This window comes from Streptomyces millisiae, assembly GCF_031845425.1.
Lineage (GTDB): Bacteria > Actinomycetota > Actinomycetes > Streptomycetales > Streptomycetaceae > Streptomyces > Streptomyces millisiae.
Genome location: NZ_JAVREM010000013.1, coordinates 40,971 through 58,194 on the forward strand (window position 1 = coordinate 40,971; position 17,224 = coordinate 58,194).

Below are 17,224 nucleotides of genomic sequence, written 5' to 3' on the forward strand. Positions count from 1 at the left end.
TCTAGGTTCATCTAGGATGAGAAGTATTCATAGAGCGATTCAAACTTATTCAGAACACGAGCATACGCCCGCTCTTGTGCTTCCCCAAGCTCCGCTACAGTAAACGGTCTTTCCAGCTGCGCACCCTCGCCCACTCGATCTGCATCAATGAGAATGGATTTATAGACCGCCTTGATCGGAAGGTTCTTCTGCTCCTCCGAGAAGTCAGCCGTACTCCCGTTCCACATCAACTTCCCGTCCCTCAAAAGCCGAATGAGCTTGTCCAGGAATTCTGCGGGCGCGCCATCACGGTTACCGGCAATAAAATCCTCGAAATAGTTCCGAAGGCTGTCGTGCCACTTCTTGTCACGCCCGTTGTAGATGAAGTCTCCGGCATGCGTCTCGAAAGCGCCGACATGGGCGTCCATCCCATGACTCTCAATTTCACCTGCCGCGACCGAGGGGCGTATCTCCCAGATTACGTCAGTCGTGAACGAACGGAGCTTATCTTGAAGCTCTAGCCATCTCATACTTTGAGGTGTCGCGCCCTGGTCGATAGCCGTCTCCACCATTCGGATCATCATGTCCGTGGGCACCCATTCATGGTGACCTGGCTGTAATCGGCGGAACTCCCCCTTCAGGAACTTTCGATGCGGGTTCTCCCCCGCCCCCTTCTCGTTCCACAACTGCTGGAGGCGCCCCCACGAGACGCCCCCCGATTCTCCCGGCGTGACCATCTCAGTCAAAAACTTCCCGATCTTCCCAGCACCGGCAGCTTCCTTCAATTGCGGATCCACCTCCCGCTTGGGTACCGGAAGAGACGAGAACCGACCGAAATTCCTATCCTCCGAGAAGTCCAATTTTTCAAGCTTCGCGCTCAGGGAGGCACTCGCCTTTACCTCCTCAGTCGCCGATCCCTTGAGCTTGGCACGAGCACTGTCGCTCAACCTCTCATAGAAGCCAGAGCGCACAGAGTGAATGGGATTCGGATTCAACTCATGGAGAGCGTAGCCCTTGAACTCATCGGAGTCCGGCCCTTTCCTTCTCTTAATACCACCATTTTTCCCCTTGTCGAAGAAACCTTCGAGATCTCCCTTGACCATGTCTGTACTCAGATAATCGACAGCCTCCCCCTCGAAGCCGTCAAGAACTCCGATGTCGTTCCAGGCCTTCGCCTCCTCCAGCTGGTCTATCCACCAGCGGTCCCGGATCTTCACAGAAAGATCTTTCCCATACCCGGAAAGCTCCCCCGGAATCGCCTCTACATATTTTTTGACATTTTCCGCATATGTCGACTCCACGCCATCCGGGTTGACACGACCGTAGATCTCCCATTTCTCTGCCCTCTTTTTGGGACGAAGCTCGGTCAATTTATATTTTCTCTTGATTGGAGCGAGCAACGGGCGGAGGTCGGAGTCGTCCACCACTTGGCCATTGTGTTCGTTGACCGCATTGACCGCATCGCGCAGCCCTTTATCAAGTCGGTCCTTCTTTCCCTCCGGACTGTCGTCCTTACCCGGGTTCTTTTTCTTGATCTTGCGCCAGAGTTTCTTGCCCGCGTTGGCGATCCTGGTGATGATCTTGTCGATCGCGCGGTTGACCGGGCGGGAAACTTTTTGGAAGACGGAGCGGACCTTGTTGGCCAGGCCGCCGATGCCGACGAGGGCGGCGAGGAAGCCGATGAGGAGGGGGATCGAGTTGGCGAGGGCCGTTTCGATGAGTTTGGGGGCGCCGGCCGTGTCGCCGTTGGCGATGGCGATGACGGCGTCGAGGACGGAGTTGACGAACTCCAGGATCTGCGCGCCCTGGGTCACGATGAAGGTGACGATGTCGATGATGCCCTTGACCGCCCGGATGAAGGCCGAGGCGGGGGTGAGCAGGGACATGATCCAGGTGATGCCCGCGATGATGACGGTGGGGATCAGGTAGGACTTGAGGTCGTCGAGGATCTGGGACTTGAGGTCGCCGGTGTCCTGTTTGATCTCGTCGACCGCGCCGGCGGGGCCCTCCTTGGCGAGGGCGCCGGCCACGGGGACCGAGGACTCGACGGTGGTCATGGCCTGTTCGGGGACGCCCCGGCGGACGATCTTGGCGCGGATGGTGTCCCAGGTCAGGCCGAGGAGGGAGGCGATGAGCTGGATGATGCCCTTGAGGTCGAACTTCGCGGGGATCTCGATGCCGCCCTTGACGGCCGTGCCGAGTAACCAGGAGACCAGGCCGGTCTGGAGGTGGGTGGCGATGTTGGAGACGAAGTTCTGCAGGCCCTGACTCATGCCGCGGACGAGGGTGCCGAGGAAGCCGATGGGGTCCTTGATGATCTTCATCACCGCGGAGGCGGCCTTGGCCAGGATGCCGAGCAGCATGTTCTTGAGTTCCAGGATGGTCTGGATGACCCCGACGACCGCGTCGATGGCCTTCTGGACCAGGCCCTTGTTGGCCTCCTGGAGTTTCTTGATCTCCTCGTCGACGGCGTTCAGGGCCTCCGTGTACTTCTGGGCGAGGGTCTGGACAAGTTCCTGGGACTTGTCGTTGACCTGGGATTCCAGGTCGTCGAACTGCGAGGCGAAGTCGGCCGCCGCCTCCTGGCCGAACTGGCGCAGGTCGGCGGGGAGTTTGTCGACCGCGGCCTTGAGTTCCGCGCGGCCCCTGGCGATGCGGTCCTTGGCCCTGCCGAGCTCGCGGCCGATGGTGTCGGCGATGCCGGAGATGACGCCCCGCATCTTCTCGACGTACAGCCGGCGGGAGTGCTGGTAGATCTGGTTGGCCTCCTCGGGCATGCCGAGGAGCTTGTCCTTGGCCCATTTGGCGGGGCCGAGGAAGCCGCCGTAGCGCTTGTCCTTGTACGCCTTCATCCGCCGCTCGTGGTCGGCGGTGAACGCGTCCCTGGCCTGCTTCTCCCCGGACGTGAACTGGTCGTCGACCAGCCGGTCGAGGCCCTTGAGGGTGCCCTCGACGTCCCGCTTGGTGGCGTCGAAGACGCTCTGGAGCTTGGCGGTGACCTCTTCGCGGCGCCGTTCGTCCCTGGACTTGGTCTCGCCCTTGCCGCTGTCGACCTGCCGGCCCGCCTGCTGCCGGGTCTGGGTGAGCTGGTTCATGGCCTTGGCGCCCTCCTGGGCGGCGGCGGCCTTGGTCTGGTCGAGCTGGGCGTTCTCGGCCGCGCGGCCCTGGGCGGGGGCGGTGGCGGAGTGCTGTTCGGCGGACTTCTTCGAGGAGAGCGCCTCGTTGAACTGCGGCTCGTTGCCCTTGGCGAGCTGCTCCTCGGTGACCTCCGCGTCGGCCATCTTCTGGTTGGTCTCGGCGGGGCCCGCGGAGAAGTCCGTGACCTCGGGGGGCTGTTTCTCCGGGGTGGCGTCCGCGGCGCTGGGCGCGCCGGGGTTGGCGGGGGCCTGGTCCGCCGTCATCGGCGTGACCTGCTTCTCCTTCGCCTGGGAGGTGTCGGGCGGGGCCGCGGTGGTGGTGGCGATGTCCTCGGCCGACGACTCCTTGCCGTCCGAGACCTTGCCGTCGACCGACTCCTTGATCTGGTCGGCCTTGCCCGAGTCCCCGAACTCGTCGGCCTCTTCGAGGTTCTTCGGCGCCTGTTTGTCGATCGCCTCGTTGACGGCGGCGATGAAGGCGGCCTTGTCGAACTCCCCCGGCTTGGCCTGGTTCATCTTCTCGGCGTTGGCGGCCTTGCCCTGCGCCTCGACGTCGTTCGGGGGCGCGACCGCGGCGTCCTGGGCGGACCGCGACTCGGTGGCGGCGGGCTGGTGGGCGGCGAGCCTGGTCTTCTTGGCGGTGACGTCCTGCTGGACCTTGCGGAAGCCGGGCGCCTGGGCGGGCGGTGGCTTGACCGGTTCGACGTACCGCTGGGCGACCAGGCGGGAGACGGCCGCGTTGCCGGCGGCGCGTTGCAGCGCCCGGACGCCCCCCGGGGAGAGCCCTCCGACGGGGGCGGGCGCGGGCGCGGAGACGGGGGCGGCCGTGGTGGTGGCCGGGGTCCTGGCCGGCGGCTGCGGACGGTCCTTGGGCGTGGTGGGCTGCTGCGAAGCTGCCTTGGGGGCCTTCACGGCATCACCTCACCCCCGTACCGAGACCGAAACCGACACCGAAACGGACACCGAAACCGACACCAGGCCACGGCCGCCAGGATGGCGGCCGGCGGAGATCGTTCGCGCCCGGATCGGGGAATCGCGCCGGGCAGAGGCCGGTGCACCTTCGGGCAGCACGCTCTGTACGTGGGTGCGGCCGATCGCCCTTCCTGCGGTTACGGGGGCGCGGCAAGAATCGCTGGGGTTTCCCGGTCGAGGAGAGTGGCATGCCGCAATATCTGTCCCCGGGTGTCTACATCGAGGAAGTGGAGTCCGGGTCACGGCCGATCGAAGGGGTGGGGACCTCAGTCGCCGCCTTCATCGGCTTCGCGGAGAAGGGGCCGTTCAACGAGCCCACGCTGATCACCAACTGGTCGCAGTTCGGCAGCGTCTTCGGTGGCTTCGTGGACGGGACGTACCTCGCCTCGTCCGTCTTCGGCTTCTTCGCCAACGGGGGCGGGATCTGCTACGTGGTGCGGATCGGCGCCGAGCCGGGGGCCGAGGACACGGGCGCCGGCACCGGTTCCGCACAGGCGCGGCTCGGGCCGTACACCGTGCGGGCGTTGCCCGGGGTCACCGGCGAGATCTCCGTCGAGGTGGCCGATCCGGCGGGCCCCGCCGGCGAGGACGCGCCGGCGGACACCTTCACGCTGGTCGTGCGGCGTGGCGGCGAGGTCGTCGAGACCTTCGAGGGCGTGACGACGAGGCGGAGCAAGGACAACGTCGTGACGCGGGTGAAGGCCACGTCCCGGGTCATCGTGGTCGAGGGCCCGGGCAGGGGCGCCGCGCCCGACCGTCCCGAGGCCCAGACGGTGACGCTGGCCGGCGCCGCTCCGGTCGCCGCGGCAGGTGGTGCGCCGGGTGGCGCGCTGCCGGCGACGCTGTCGGCCGAGACATACGTCGGCGACCCCGACCAGCGGACCGGATTCGGCGGCCTGGAGGCCGTCGAGCAGATCACCATGGTCGCCGCGCCCGACCTGATGAGCGCCTACGAGCGCGGCGCGCTGGACCTGGGGACCGTGATCGCCGTGCAACAGGGGCTCATCACGCACTGCGACGCGATGGGCGACCGCATCGCGATCCTCGACACGCCGCCGGGCCTCAGCCCGCAGCAGGTGCGGGCGTGGCGGATGGAGACGACCGCGTTCGACTCGAAGTACGCCGCGCTGTACTACCCGTGGCTCGAGGTCTTCGACCGCTCGCGGGGCCGGAACGCCTTCGTGCCGCCGAGTGGCCACATCGCCGGGATCTGGGCGCGCAACGACGAGACGCGCGGGGTGCACAAGGCCCCTGCGAACGAGGTGGTGCGCGGCGTGGTCGGGTTGCAGACGCAGCTCACCAAGGGCGAGCACGACCTGCTGAACCCCGTCGGGGTGAACTGCGTGCGGGCCTTCCCCGGGCGTGGCATCCGGGTCTGGGGCGCGCGCACGCTGTCCGCCGATCCGGCCTGGCGCTACCTCAACGTGCGACGCCTCTTCAACTACCTGGAGGAGTCGATCCTGGCGGGCACCCAGTGGGTGGTCTTCGAACCCAACGACGACGCCCTGTGGGCCCGCGTCCGCCGCACCGTCTCGGCGTTCCTGGTCAACGAGTGGCGCAAGGGCGCGCTCTTCGGGCTCACCCCGGACGAGGCGTTCTACGTCAAGTGCGACCGCGAGACCAACCCGCCCGAGAGCATCGACGCGGGCCAGGTCGTCTGCGAGGTGGGCGTGGCACCGGTCAAGCCCGCGGAGTTCGTGGTGTTCCGGCTCGCGCAGCTCTCGGCGGGCACCAGCGCCGTCGACGAGTGACCGTCGGCGGGCGCGCGGCGACGCGTGGCCCCAGTGAGGCACTGAGACAAGGAGATTGCCATGCCGCTCCCAGAGCTCGACAGTTCCGTCGGGCATTCCTTCGGCCTGGAGTTCGACAGCGTCCTCATCCGGCAGATCACCGAGGTGAGCGGGCTGAAGATGGAACAGGACGTCATCGAGCTGAAGCAGAACACGGCCGACGGCAGGTTCGCCATCAAGAAGCTGCCGGGGCGGCCGAAGGCGGGCGAGGTCACGGTGACCCGCGGCCTGACCGAGGACAACAGTTTCGAGCGGTGGATCAGGGACTCCCGGTTCGGGCAGATGACCAACGCCCGGCGCAACGGCTCGGTCATCGTCTACGACTTCGAGGGCATCCCGATCAAGCGGTACAAGCTGATCAACGCCTGGCCCAAGTCGCTGGAGATCAGCACGCTCAAGGCGGGTGACACCTCCGTGCTCACGGAGAAGCTGGCGATCACGTACGAGAGCATGGAAGTCGAGCTGTAATGCGGCGCGCGATCTCGGGCGGCTCGGCGACCGCGACCGTCGCCGCGGCCCCGCCCGCCGCCGCCTCCCCGGGTGGCGCCGAACCCGAGCCGCTGCGGACGGAGTTCCCGTTCGAGCTGCCCCGCGGCTACGTCGACGGCTCCGGCACCGTGCACCGGCACGGCGTGATGCGTCTCGCGACGGCCAGGGACGAGCTGGTGCCGCTGCGGGACGACCGGGTGCGGGAGAACGCGGCCTATCTGTCCGTGGTGTTGATCTCCCGGGTGATCACCAGGCTGGGCACGGTCGAGGACGTGCACCCGGGGGTCGTCGAGGACCTGTTCGCGTCCGACCTGGCGTTCCTGCAGGACTTCTACCGGCGGATCAACGCCGAGGGGCACACCCGCGCCTCGGTCACCTGCCCGGCCTGCCAGGAGAGCTTCGCGGTGGACCTGGCCGGTGGCGCCGGTGGTCGCCTGGGGGAATCGTGACGTACGCGGCCGACCGGATCCATGAGGAGGTCGCGTACCTCGCCTACCACTTCCACTGGTCGCTCGACGAGATCCTCGACCTCGAACACGCCGACCGGCTGCGGTACGTGGAGCAGATAGCCCGCCTGAACGGGGCGCGGGGCTGATGGGGTGGCTGTCCTGGCTCGGCGGGCTCGGGCGCGGACGTGCGCGGGGAGACGACGGCGGGGGCGACGGGCGGACCGCGCCGGCGCCCGAGCCTGCGCCCGAGTCGCCGACGTCGCCGGGGTGGCGGGAGGTGCCGCCGCTCCAGCGCACGGTCGGCGAGCTCGGTCTGGTGGTCGACCCCGGCGGGTTCCGCGGCTCGCTCGGGACCTGGCGGAACGCGGCGCTGACCGGGACGCTCGGCCATCTGGTCGGTCCCGAGGCGCCGTCCGGGCTGGTACACGGCGTCGCCGAGCCGAGCCAGGCGCCGCCGGCGGTGAGCCGGGAGGTGGACGAGGGGCTGCCCGCCCCGCGTCGGCGTCACTTCTCCGCCCCGCCCGCCGCTCCCGAGGGGCGACCGGTGCAACGGGTGGTGGCCGCCGAGCCACCGCCCCGGTTCGGACCGCTGACCTCGGCGTCGGCGTCGCCGTCGGAGACGTGGGGGCGACGCCGGCTCTCACCGGTGCGGGCCGACGTCCTCGCGACGCCCGAACCACCGTCCCCGGCGACACCGGTCCTGCCGGACACGAGCGTGGCCGGGGAGAGCCGGCCGGTGCAGCGGGTGGTCGCGGCCGAGCCGCCGGAACCGGCCCGCCCGCCGGGCGGCTTCGGCCTGGGCCGCCCGCTCGCCGGGCTGCCGCCCACCGCCCAACGGAGGCCCGCCGCCGACACCGGCGGCCCCTCCTCGTCCCCCGTGCCGGAGCCGCACACCGCGCCGGAGCCGCCGACCGAGTCCGGGCCCGAGCCGGTGCCGGAGTCCGGACCCGAGCAGCCGGTGCCTGCGTCACGCCCGCTGCTGGGCGACGATCCGCTGCCCCTCCCGGAGGCGGCGGCGCCACCCGAGCCGTCGGTCCACCGTCCCCCCGTGCCGCTGCAACGCGCCCCGGCCACCCCCGGCGAGCCGGCCCGGGTGCCCGTGCCCGCCGGCCCGCTGGCGCCGCTCGTCGCCCAGCGGTCGCTGCCGCTGTTCTCCGCGCCCGCGCCACCGCCGGAGGCCGGGCGGCCGGCACCACCCGCCGGGCCAGCACCGGAGCTGCGGGTGGTGCCGGTGCGCTGGGCGGCTCCCGGGGACTCCCCCGCCGCGCCGGCGACCCCGGTGCAGCGGACCGCCGTTCCCCCCACCACCGCGGCCCGAACCGGCCCCGCGCCGCCCCCGTCCATGCCCGCGCCCACACCCACGCCCATGTCCGTGCAGCGTGCGACGCCCACCGCCGCCGCGCCGCTGGACGCGGGGGCGGTGGCCGTGGCCGCCGGCGTGGCGCGGCGGATGCCGGACGGCTCGGTGGTGTTCCACGCCCCGGCCGTACAGCGGCAGGAGCAGGCGGACCCGCCCACCGCACCCGAACCACCGCCCGAGCCACCGCCCGAACCGCTGCCGGCGCCCCCGCCGGAGCCACCGGGCGCGGAGTCCACGGCCGGGGTGGGCGACCCGGCGGCCGCCGCCGCGTCCGTGCCCCCGGCCGCCACGCCGGAGGCGGGTGCCGCGGGCCAGGACGGCGCACCGTCCGGTGGGCCGTCCGGCGCGCCGCCGGTCAGCGACGAGTTGGTCCGCGCGCTGTTCGCGCCGCTGAGCCGCCTGCTCAGGGCGGAGTTGCGGCTGGAGCGCGAGCGTGCCGGGTTCCTGATCGACACCAGGCACTGAGAGAAGAGGAGCACGGCATGGCGGTCACCGACGATCCGGCGGTCAGCGTCTGCTTCGTCGTCACCATCGACGGGATCGAGCTCGGCTCGTTCAACACCTGCGAGGGCCTGGGCTGCGAGGTGGTGCTGGAGCAGCGCGAGGAGGGCGGCAACAACGGGCACCTGTGGCAGCTGCCCACCCGCCTGAAGTACTCCAACGTCAAGCTGACCCGGCCGTTGACGCGCGAGACCGAGAAGGTCGCGCAGTGGTTCGCGAGCATGACCACCGGCTTCAGCCGCAAGACCGCGCACATCGAGGCCAGGACCGGCGACGGCACGCGGGTCGCCCAGTGGGGCCTGCTGGAGGTGGTGCCGGTGCGGTGGACCGGGCCCTCGTTCAGCCCCGACTCCCCCAAGGTGGCGATCGAGACGATCGAGATCGCCCACCACGGCTACGTGATGGAGGGCTGACCCGTGACCTCACCCGTGGCGTTCACCGCGGCCGGCAGCAGCGGCGCGACGGCGGCCGGGTCCCGGCCCAAGCTGGAGCACGCCTACCTGGAGCTGCGCACGCCGCCCGCCGGCGGCAGCCTGACGCCCGGCGGGCCGTGCGGGCGGATCGACTTCCAGTTCAACCCGAAGGAGGTGAGCCTGACCAAGGCGGCGCAGTGGAAGCGGAGCGCCGCGAAGGGCGCCAAGAGCGCGGGCCCGCCCGAGTACCAGGGGCCGCAGCCCAGCAAGTTGACGGTGGAGATGTTCTTCGACGCCAGCGACAGCCAGGACTCCAGCGTCGTGACGGCCGTCGAGCGGTTGCTGGCGTGCTGCGTGCCCACGGCGGAGAGCCGCCAGCAGCGGCGGGCGTCGCCGCCGTGGGTGGTGTTCCACTGGGGCGGGCTGACCGGCTTTCCGGGCTATGTGAGCCAGGTGCAGGCGAAGTACACCCTCTTCACCACCTCCGGCGTGCCGATACGCGCCACCTGTCAGGTGACGGTCGAGGAGATCAGCGGCGAGACGCCCGGGCAGAACCCGACCTCCGGCGCCCGGCAGGCGCGGCGCGTGCACCGGGTGCGGGCCGGGGACACGTTGCCGCACCTGGCGTGGCGTGAGTACGGCGATCCGGCGGCCTGGCGGGTGATCGCGGAGGCCAACGGCATCGACGACCCGATGCGGTTGGCGCACGGCCGGGAGCTGTTGTTGCCGGCGCTCGACGAGTTGGGGCGGTGAGGCGGCGGTGGTCAACGAGAGCGTCGCCAAGGCGTTGACGGTGGAGTTCGCCGGCCGGCCGCTGCCGCCGGCGTTGGCGAACACGCTGGTGGAGGCGTATGTGGACGACAGCCGCACGCTGCCCGACCTGTTCGTGCTGCGCTTCCGCGACCCCAGCCGCACGCTGCTGGCCCAGGCGGGCGTCGCCATCGGCACCGAGGCGCGGCTGCTGGCCAGCGCCGACGGCGGTCCCGCGCCCGAGCCGCTGTTGACCGGCAGCGTCACGGCGTTGGAGGTGGAGATCGACGAGACCGGCACCTTCACCATCGTGCGTGGCCTGGACGACTCGCACCGGTTGTTCCGGGGGCGGACGGTGGCCAGCTACCAGAACATGACGCTGACCGACATCTGCGTCCAGGTGGCCCGCCGGGCCGGGTTGAAGCCGGGGCGGATGGACGTGGCGGGGCCGGTGCTGGAGCACGTGGCGCAGCCCAACGTCAGCGACTGGGAGTTCCTGCGCGGCCTGACGGCGGAGGCGGGCGCGCAACTGTACGTGGTCGACGGCGAGTTGCACGTCGCCAGGCCGACCGGGGCAGGGGCGGCGCCGGACCCCTCGGCGCGGGCCCGGCAGGACCCGCTGGTGCTGGAGATGGGCGACAACCTGCTGCGCTGCCGCGCCGGGGTGAGCGCCGCCGAGCAGGTCTCGGCGGTCGAGGTGCGGGGCTGGGACGTGCGCGCCAAGCAGCCGCTGGTCGGCCGGGCCCAGGCGGACCGCGCGGCGACGCTGGACGTCGGCACCACGCCGGCGGAGGTGGCCGGCGCGTTCGGCGCGGCGGCGCTCGCGGTGACGGACGCGCCGTACGGCAGTCAGGCGGAGGTGGACCAGGCGGCCGAGTCGCTGGCGGCCCGGATCGCGGGCGCGTTCGCCGAGTTGGAGGCGGTGGTGCGGGGCAACCCCTCGGTGCGGGCGGGCGGCGCGGTGACGTTGGCGGGCGTGGGGGCGCCGTTCGAGGGCCGGTACACGGTCACGTCCTCGCGGCACGTCTTCGACCCGGTGCGCGGGTACGAGACGTGGCTGACCGTCTCCGGGCAGCAGGAGCGTTCGCTGTTCGGCCTCACCGGCGGCGGCACCGGGAACGGCGGTCACGGGACCGGCGGCGGGCGGTGCGCGGGCCTGGCCAACGGCACGGTCACCGACACCAAGGACCCGGAGGGGCTCGGCCGGGTGAAGGTGCGCTTCCCCTGGCTGTCGGACGAGTACGCCAGCGACTGGGCGCGCACGGCCCAGGCGTCGGGCACCGGCGGCGGGGAGGCGTTCATCCCGGAGGTCGGCGACGAGGTGCTGGTCGGCTTCGAGCAGGGCCACCTGGACCGTCCCTACGTGCTGGCGGGGCTCTTCAACGGGCAGGACAAACCGGCGGCCGGCGGTGCCGCTGGCGGCGAGGCGGTGGATCCGACCTCCGGCGCCGTCAACCGGCGGGCGCTGGCCTCCAAGGGCGGCAACAAGGTCGAGCTGCTGGACGCGGCGGGCGGGGCGCAGGGCGTGCGGCTGCTCACCGGGGACGGCAAGCTCACCATCAACCTGGACCGCACCGCCACGGAGATCGTGGTCTCCAGCGACGGCACGGTGCGGATCGAGGCCGCCCGGCAGGTGTCGGTCAGCGGCGAGGGCGTGGTGCTGGACGCCGGCGGCGGAACGCTGGAGCTCACCGGGAACGCGGTGCGGCTGACCGCGCGCGGCGGCGTCGAGGTGAACGGCGGCAACGGCGCGCTGACGCTGGCCTCGGGCGGCGTCGTCGAGGTGCGGGGCAACCAGGTGACGGTCAACGGCGCCACCCGCACCGAGCTGCGCGGCGGCAGCGCGCTGACCGTCAACGCGCCCCTGGTGCACATCAACTGAGAGGAGCTGCACACCATGCCAGCAGCGGCTCGGGTCGGCGATCCGACCGGCCATCCGGGGGTCGTCGTGGGGCCCGGGGTGCCGAGCGTGCTCGTCGGCGGCCAGCCCGCCGCCACCGTGGGCACCGCGCACCAGTGTTCCTCGCCGGCCGCGCACCCGCCGTCCCCGATCCGGGGGCCGGGCAGCGCGACCGTGCTGATCGGCGGCCAGCCGGCGGCCCGGGTGGGCGACGCGGCGGGATGCGGCTCGCCGATCACGGCCGGCTGCCCGACCGTGCTGATCGGCGGGTGAGGGGCGTGGCGGAGCAGTTCGTCGGCGCCGGCTGGGCGTTCCCGCCGCGCACGGACGCCACCGGCGGCATCGCCCTGGTGCGCGGCGAGCGGGAGATCGAGGAGGCGATCCGGCTGATCCTCACCACCACGCCGGGCGAGCGGGAGATGCGCCCGGAGTTCGGCTGCCCGCTCAACGACTACGTCTTCGCGCCCGCAGACGCGGGCACCGCGGGGCAGCTGGCCTACGAGGTGCGGCTCGCGCTGGAGCGGTGGGAGCCGCGGATCGACGTGACGGAGGTGGCGGTCCGGTTCGACGAGGCGGACCGCGGGGTGCTGTACATCGACATCGGCTACGCGGTGCGCGGCGCCAACGACCCGCGCAACCTGGTCTTCCCGTTCTATGTGATCCCACGGCACGAGGACCCGGAGGACTCGGGCGGTGCTGAGGAGGGCGCGTCATGACGTTGCCGGGACCGAACCTGGACGACCGCCGCTTCCAGGGCCTGGTGGACGAGGCGAAGCGCCTCGTGCAGCAGCGCTGCCCGGAGTGGACCGACCACAACGTGCACGATCCGGGCGTCACGCTGATCGAGGCGTTCGCCACCATGGTGGACCAGCTCCTCTACCGGCTGAACCGCGTCCCGGACAAGAACTACCTGGCCTTCCTCGACCTGATCGGGGTGCGGCTCTACCCGCCGACGGCGGCCACCACGGAGGTCACGTTCTGGCTGTCGGCGCCGCAGCCGGAGGCGGTGCGGGTGCGTGCCGGCACGGAGGTGGCGACGGTGCGCACCGAGACCGAGGAGGCGGTCGTCTTCACCACGAGCCGAGATCTGTCGGTCGTGCCGTGCGCGTTGACGCACCTGGCGACCTGGACGGCCACCGGCGACGCCGTGGACCGCTCGGAGGAGCTGGCGCTCGGCCGGGACGTGCCGTGCTTCAACGCGAACCCGGCGCCCGGGGACTGCCTCTACTTCGGCCTGTCGGGACCGGTGCCGGGCTGCGCGCTGGTGCTGCGGATGGACAGCCGGGTGGACGGCGTGGGCGTCGATCCGCGCCGCCCGCCGGTGGTGTGGGAGGCGTGGGACGGCCACGGCTGGGCGCCCTGCGCGGTGGAGAAGGACGACACCGGCGGCTTCAACAAGGCGGGCGAGGTGATCCTGCACGTGCCGCGCGAGCACGCCGCCTCGGTGGTGGCGCGGCAGTCGGGCGGCTGGGTGCGGTGCCGGCTGGTGCGGGCCGCGCAGGACCAGCCGACGTATGTGGCGTCGCCGACGGTGCGCCGGGTCTCGGCGTTCACCATCGGCGGCACGGTGGAGGCCGCGCACGCGGAGACCGTCAGGGAGGAGGTCCTCGGCCTGTCGGAGGGGCAGCCGGGGCAGCGGTTCCGGGTGGCCAGGCCACCGGTGACGCAGGGCGAGGAGCCGTTCGTCGTGGAGGTCGGGGAGGGCGTGGGCTGGGTGCCGTGGACCCGGGTGGCCAACTTCGCGCACTCCACGGTCCAGGACCGGCACATCACGCTCGACCCGAACTCCGGCGAGGTGGAGTTCGGTCCCGCGGTGCGGGAGGCCGACGGCTCGGTGCGGGCGTACGGGGCGGTGCCGCCGCAAGGCGCGCCGATCCGGGTGCGCGCCTACCGCACCGGCGGCGGGCGGCGGGGGAACGTGGCGCGGGGCGCGCTGCGGGTGCTGCGCAGCTCGCTGCCGTTCGTGGCGCGGGTGGAGAACCGCCGGGCCGCGCTGGGCGGGGTCGACGGCGAGACCGTCGACAACGCCCGGGTGCGGGGCCCGATGACGTTGCGGACGCTGCACCGGGCGGTGGTGCCGCACGACTACGAGCAGTTGGCGCGCGAGGAGGCGCCGGACGCCGCCCGGGTGAAGTGCGTGCCGGCGGGCGACGACGAGGCCGACGTCGAACGGGCCGGCGCCGTACGGCTGTTGGTGGTGCCGGCGGGACGGAGCGACGCGACGGGCCGGGTGCGGTTCGAGGAGCTGATCCCGCCGGACGAGACGCTGGCGCGGATCGCGGCGCACCTGGAGGAGCGGCGTCCGATCGGCGCCCGGGTGGTGGTGGAGCCGCCGTTCTACCAGGGCGTGACCGTCGTCGCCACGGTGCGGGCCGGGCACGCGGAGTCCGCGCCGCGGCTGCGGGAGGCGGCGTTGACCGCGCTCTACGGCTACTTCAACCCGCTGACGGGCGGCCCCGAAGGGCAGGGCTGGCCGTTCGGGCGGCCGGTGCACTCCGGCGAGGTGTTCGCCGTGCTGCAACGGGTGCCGGGCGTCGATCTCGTGGAGGACGTGCGGCTGTTCGCGGCCGACCCGGTGACCGGGGAGCGTTCCGAGCCGCACACCAGGATCGAACTCGGGCCGCACGCGCTGGTGTTCTCCTACGAGCACCAGCTGCGGGTACGGGAGGCGGGCTGATGCGCGGCACGGTTCCGGGGCTGCGTTCCCCGCACCCGCTGGTCCACCGGCTGCCGGCGGTCTACGGCGACGACGACTTCCTGCGGCGGTTCCTCTCGGCGCTGGACGAGGTGCTGGCGCCGGTGCTGCTGACGTTGGACAACCTGCCCGCCCACCTGCATCCGAGGACCGCCCCCGAGGACTTCCTGGCCTGGCTCGCCGGCTGGGTGGCGGCGGAGGTGGACCAGGACCGGCCGGTGACCCAGCGGCGGGCGGTGGTGTCCGGGGCGGTGGTGCGCCACCGGCTGCGCGGCACCGTGGCGGGGCTCGCGGCGGCGGTGCGACTCGAGACCGGCGTGGATCCCGAGATCACCGAGAGCGGCGGCACCGGCTGGTCGGCGGAGCCCGGCGGGCCGCTGCCGGGCTCGGGCCGGCCGTGGGTGCGGGTGCGGCTGCGGGTGGCGGACCCGGCGCGGTTCGACCGGGCGCGGCTCGAACGGCTGGTCGCGGCCGAGGTGCCGGCGCATGTGGCGTACCGGCTGGAGATCCTGCCCGACGGTGCGGGGGGCGAACCGTCGTGACCTGTCCCGACTGCGGGCACCGCAACGCGGCGGGCGCCCGGTTCTGCGCCTCCTGTCAGGCGTTCCTGGAGTGGGAGGAACCGGCGGCCGGCGATGAACGCCCCGCGCCGGAACCGGTGCCGGTACCCGAACCGGACCCGGCCCCCGTCGGGCTGCGTCGGCCCGGCGATCCGGACGGCGAGGTGGAGGACGGCCCCGAGCACGGCCCGGGCGAGCCGCCCGCGCCCGCTCCGACGCCGCCACCGGCGGCGGACGCGGCGGACGCGCCCACCACGAACTGCCCGCACTGCCGGGCCGCGAACCCGCTGGACCGCACGCTGTGCCGGCGCTGCGGCGTACCGCTGGCCGCGCCCGACCGACCGCCCGCCTCCCCCGGGCCCGCCGGCCGACTCCCCTGGTGGCGGCGGCTCTTCGGGCGCCGCTCACGGCAGGACCGGCTGGCCGCCGGCAGCCGGCCGGAGCACCGGGCGCGCCGCCGGGTGCCGTGGTGGCCGGTGCTGCTGGTGGTGCTCGCGGTGGCGGCCTGGCTGGGCCGGGACCAACTCGTCGGCCTCTTCGACGACGTGCGGGACCGCACGTCGGACCCGGAGGCGCTGCACCCGGACGAGGCCGGCGCGTCGAGCGAGGCGCCGGACCATCCGGCGGGCGCGGCCTTCGACGGCCTGGACAACCGCTACTGGGCGCCGGCCGAACCAGGGCAGGCCGCCGGCGAGTACCTCCAGGCCCGGTTCGCCGAGGCGGTGAACCTGCGTTCGCTGATCGTCACCCCGGGCAGCTCGGCCAACCGGGACGAGTTCATCGACCAGGCCAGGCCCGCCGTCATCGCCCTCACCATCGTCGACGCGGACGGCGGTGAGACCCGGGAGGAGATCGACCTGCGGGACGAGCCGGGCCCGCAGACCTTCGAGGTGAGCGCGTCGGACGTGGTGTCCGTGACGCTCACCGTCGAGGCGGGCTACGGCGAGGACGCCGACCACCACCTGGCCGTGGCGGAGGTGGAGTTCTTCGGCCGGCACTAGCCACCCGCGACGCGGCGGCCGCCCCGCCACACCCCTCGGATGCGGGACTCCAGCGTGGCCGGGTCGAGGCCGACGCCGGAGAGCAGCACCAGGTCGGCCCGCTTGCCGGCGGCTATCTCGCCGCGGTCGTCCTGGAGCCGCAGCAGCCGCGCGGCGTCGATCGTGGCGGCGCGCAGCGCGCCGACGTGGCCGAGGCCGGCGGCCGACAGGTGCGCGATCTCGCGCAGCGCCTCGCCGTGCGGGCGGACCGGGTTGTCGGTGCCCATCGCGATCGGCACCCCGGCGTCGACGGCCAGCTTCACCGCGCGCCGGTGCGCCTCGGCCGCCTCCGCCGGCACCTGGTCGGGCGCGCTCTGCGACACGGAGAGCGTCGGCACCAGCCACGTACCGGCCTCCGCCATGGCGCCCACGGCCGCCTCGTCCAGGTACGTGCCGTGCTCGACGGAGCGCGCCCCGGCCCGCGCCGCCATCTCGGCGGCCCGCGCGCCGTGCGCGTGCACCATCACGCCCCGGCCGCCCTGCCGGGTCGCCTCGTCGACCAGCGCCGCCATCTCACCCGGCGTGAGCTGCACGTCGTGCACGCCGCGCGCCAACTTCATCGAGCCGGTGGCCGTCACCTTGATCCAGTCGGCGCCGGCCCGCACCATCCGCCGCACCACCGCCCGCGCCTCGACCGGCCCGTCGAACACCGGCTCCGGCATGGCCGGATCGCCGAAGAAGTCGACGTCCCCGACGCGCGGCGACCAGTGGTCGCCGATGCCGCCGGTGGTGCACACCTGCCGCAGCGAGACCAGGATCTCGGGACCCTCGATCCAGCCCCGCTCAACGGCGAGCCGCATCCCGGCGTCGGCGCCCCAGGCGTCCCGGACCGTGGTGATCCCGAGCCCGAGCAGGGTCCGCAGCACCGGCACGGCGGACAGCGGCCGCACCGAACGCGCCAGGCCGAAGGAGTCCTTCATGGTCTCGGTCAGGCCGACGTGCGTGTGGCAGTCGATGAACCCCGGCACCAGCAGCGACCCCGAGCAGTCCACGACCTCGTCCCCGTCGAGCCCCCGCCCCACGGCGACGATCCGGTTCCCCTCCACCACGACATCGGTCCCCCAGACCTCCCCGGAGACCACGTCGAACACGGAACCTGAAGCGAAGAGAGTACGAGTCACCGGCTCATGTTCGCACTGACCTGCGACGACTCCCGCTCCGGGGCGACTGTCAGAGGCGCCTGCCAGGA

At 72.2% G+C, this 17,224-nt stretch carries 15 protein-coding genes; 13 read left to right on the forward strand and 2 right to left on the reverse strand.

The annotated features are described in order from the left end of the window. Positions 1–11: 11 nt before the first annotated feature. Positions 12–4,028, reverse strand: a complete 4,017-nt coding sequence (locus RNC47_RS13530; protein ID WP_311598624.1) for a phage tail protein — start codon at positions 4,026–4,028, stop codon at positions 12–14. A 248-nt stretch (positions 4,029–4,276) separates the two neighbouring features. On the opposite strand from RNC47_RS13530, the gene RNC47_RS13535 reads away from it, so the two are divergent. From RNC47_RS13535 to RNC47_RS13595, 13 genes are all read left to right on the forward strand, one after another. After that, positions 4,277–5,839, forward strand: coding sequence for a phage tail sheath subtilisin-like domain-containing protein (locus tag RNC47_RS13535; protein WP_311598625.1), 1,563 nt, complete (start codon positions 4,277–4,279; stop codon positions 5,837–5,839). Positions 5,840–5,899: 60 nt separating this feature from the next. Next, positions 5,900–6,346, forward strand: a complete 447-nt coding sequence (locus RNC47_RS13540; RefSeq protein WP_311598626.1) for a phage tail protein — start codon at positions 5,900–5,902, stop codon at positions 6,344–6,346. Further along, entirely contained in the window at positions 6,346–6,816 is a 471-nt protein-coding gene (locus RNC47_RS13545; protein ID WP_311598627.1) for a hypothetical protein, read from the forward strand. Before RNC47_RS13540 ends, RNC47_RS13545 begins: the two co-directional genes overlap by 1 nt. After that, on the forward strand, positions 6,813–6,962 hold the full coding sequence (locus RNC47_RS13550; RefSeq protein ID WP_311598628.1) for a DUF6760 family protein: 150 nt from the start codon (positions 6,813–6,815) through the stop codon (positions 6,960–6,962). Before RNC47_RS13545 ends, RNC47_RS13550 begins: the two co-directional genes overlap by 4 nt. A gap of 131 nt (positions 6,963–7,093) precedes the next feature. Further along, positions 7,094–8,641, forward strand: coding sequence for a hypothetical protein (locus RNC47_RS13555; RefSeq protein WP_311598629.1), 1,548 nt, complete (start codon positions 7,094–7,096; stop codon positions 8,639–8,641). A 17-nt stretch (positions 8,642–8,658) separates the two neighbouring features. Then, positions 8,659–9,090, forward strand: coding sequence for a phage tail protein (locus RNC47_RS13560; RefSeq protein WP_311598630.1), 432 nt, complete (start codon positions 8,659–8,661; stop codon positions 9,088–9,090). 3 nt (positions 9,091–9,093) lie between these two features. Next, the gene (locus RNC47_RS13565; RefSeq protein WP_311598631.1) at positions 9,094–9,843 is read left to right on the forward strand and encodes a CIS tube protein; all 750 of its coding nucleotides are present in this window, start codon (positions 9,094–9,096) and stop codon (positions 9,841–9,843) included. A 7-nt stretch (positions 9,844–9,850) separates the two neighbouring features. After that, a complete protein-coding gene (locus tag RNC47_RS13570) occupies positions 9,851–11,722 on the forward strand; it encodes a VgrG-related protein (RefSeq protein ID WP_311598632.1) in 1,872 nt (623 codons plus the stop codon). A gap of 15 nt (positions 11,723–11,737) precedes the next feature. After that, the gene (locus tag RNC47_RS13575) at positions 11,738–12,013 is read left to right on the forward strand and encodes a PAAR domain-containing protein (protein WP_311598633.1); all 276 of its coding nucleotides are present in this window, start codon (positions 11,738–11,740) and stop codon (positions 12,011–12,013) included. A 5-nt stretch (positions 12,014–12,018) separates the two neighbouring features. After that, on the forward strand, positions 12,019–12,456 hold the full coding sequence (locus RNC47_RS13580; protein WP_311598634.1) for a GPW/gp25 family protein: 438 nt from the start codon (positions 12,019–12,021) through the stop codon (positions 12,454–12,456). Beyond that, entirely contained in the window at positions 12,453–14,417 is a 1,965-nt protein-coding gene (locus tag RNC47_RS13585; protein WP_311598635.1) for a putative baseplate assembly protein, read from the forward strand. The genes RNC47_RS13580 and RNC47_RS13585 overlap by 4 nt, the downstream gene beginning before the upstream one ends. Next, on the forward strand, positions 14,417–14,977 hold the full coding sequence (locus tag RNC47_RS13590) for a phage tail protein (protein ID WP_311598636.1): 561 nt from the start codon (positions 14,417–14,419) through the stop codon (positions 14,975–14,977). Before RNC47_RS13585 ends, RNC47_RS13590 begins: the two co-directional genes overlap by 1 nt. Beyond that, positions 14,974–15,996 (forward strand): NADase-type glycan-binding domain-containing protein, encoded by a 1,023-nt coding sequence (locus RNC47_RS13595; protein WP_311598637.1) that lies wholly within the window; start codon positions 14,974–14,976, stop codon positions 15,994–15,996. The genes RNC47_RS13590 and RNC47_RS13595 overlap by 4 nt, the downstream gene beginning before the upstream one ends. On the opposite strand, the gene RNC47_RS13600 is transcribed toward RNC47_RS13595, so the two are convergent. Next, positions 15,993–17,126 (reverse strand): amidohydrolase family protein, encoded by a 1,134-nt coding sequence (locus RNC47_RS13600; protein WP_311598638.1) that lies wholly within the window; start codon positions 17,124–17,126, stop codon positions 15,993–15,995. The genes RNC47_RS13595 and RNC47_RS13600 overlap by 4 nt on opposite strands. Positions 17,127–17,224 lie beyond the last annotated feature (98 nt).

What these genes read in the sequence shown, in the direction of transcription:
- RNC47_RS13560 (WP_311598630.1), top strand. Translation starts at nt 8,659, where the DNA reads ATGGCGGTCACCGACGATCCGGCGGTCAGCGTCTGCTTCGTCGTCACC.
- RNC47_RS13535 (WP_311598625.1), top strand. Translation starts at nt 4,277, where the DNA reads ATGCCGCAATATCTGTCCCCGGGTGTCTACATCGAGGAAGTGGAGTCC.
- RNC47_RS13545 (WP_311598627.1), top strand. Translation starts at nt 6,346, where the DNA reads ATGCGGCGCGCGATCTCGGGCGGCTCGGCGACCGCGACCGTCGCCGCG.
- RNC47_RS13590 (WP_311598636.1), top strand. Translation starts at nt 14,417, where the DNA reads ATGCGCGGCACGGTTCCGGGGCTGCGTTCCCCGCACCCGCTGGTCCAC.
- RNC47_RS13540 (WP_311598626.1), top strand. Translation starts at nt 5,900, where the DNA reads ATGCCGCTCCCAGAGCTCGACAGTTCCGTCGGGCATTCCTTCGGCCTG.
- RNC47_RS13585 (WP_311598635.1), top strand. Translation starts at nt 12,453, where the DNA reads ATGACGTTGCCGGGACCGAACCTGGACGACCGCCGCTTCCAGGGCCTG.
- RNC47_RS13575 (WP_311598633.1), top strand. Translation starts at nt 11,738, where the DNA reads ATGCCAGCAGCGGCTCGGGTCGGCGATCCGACCGGCCATCCGGGGGTC.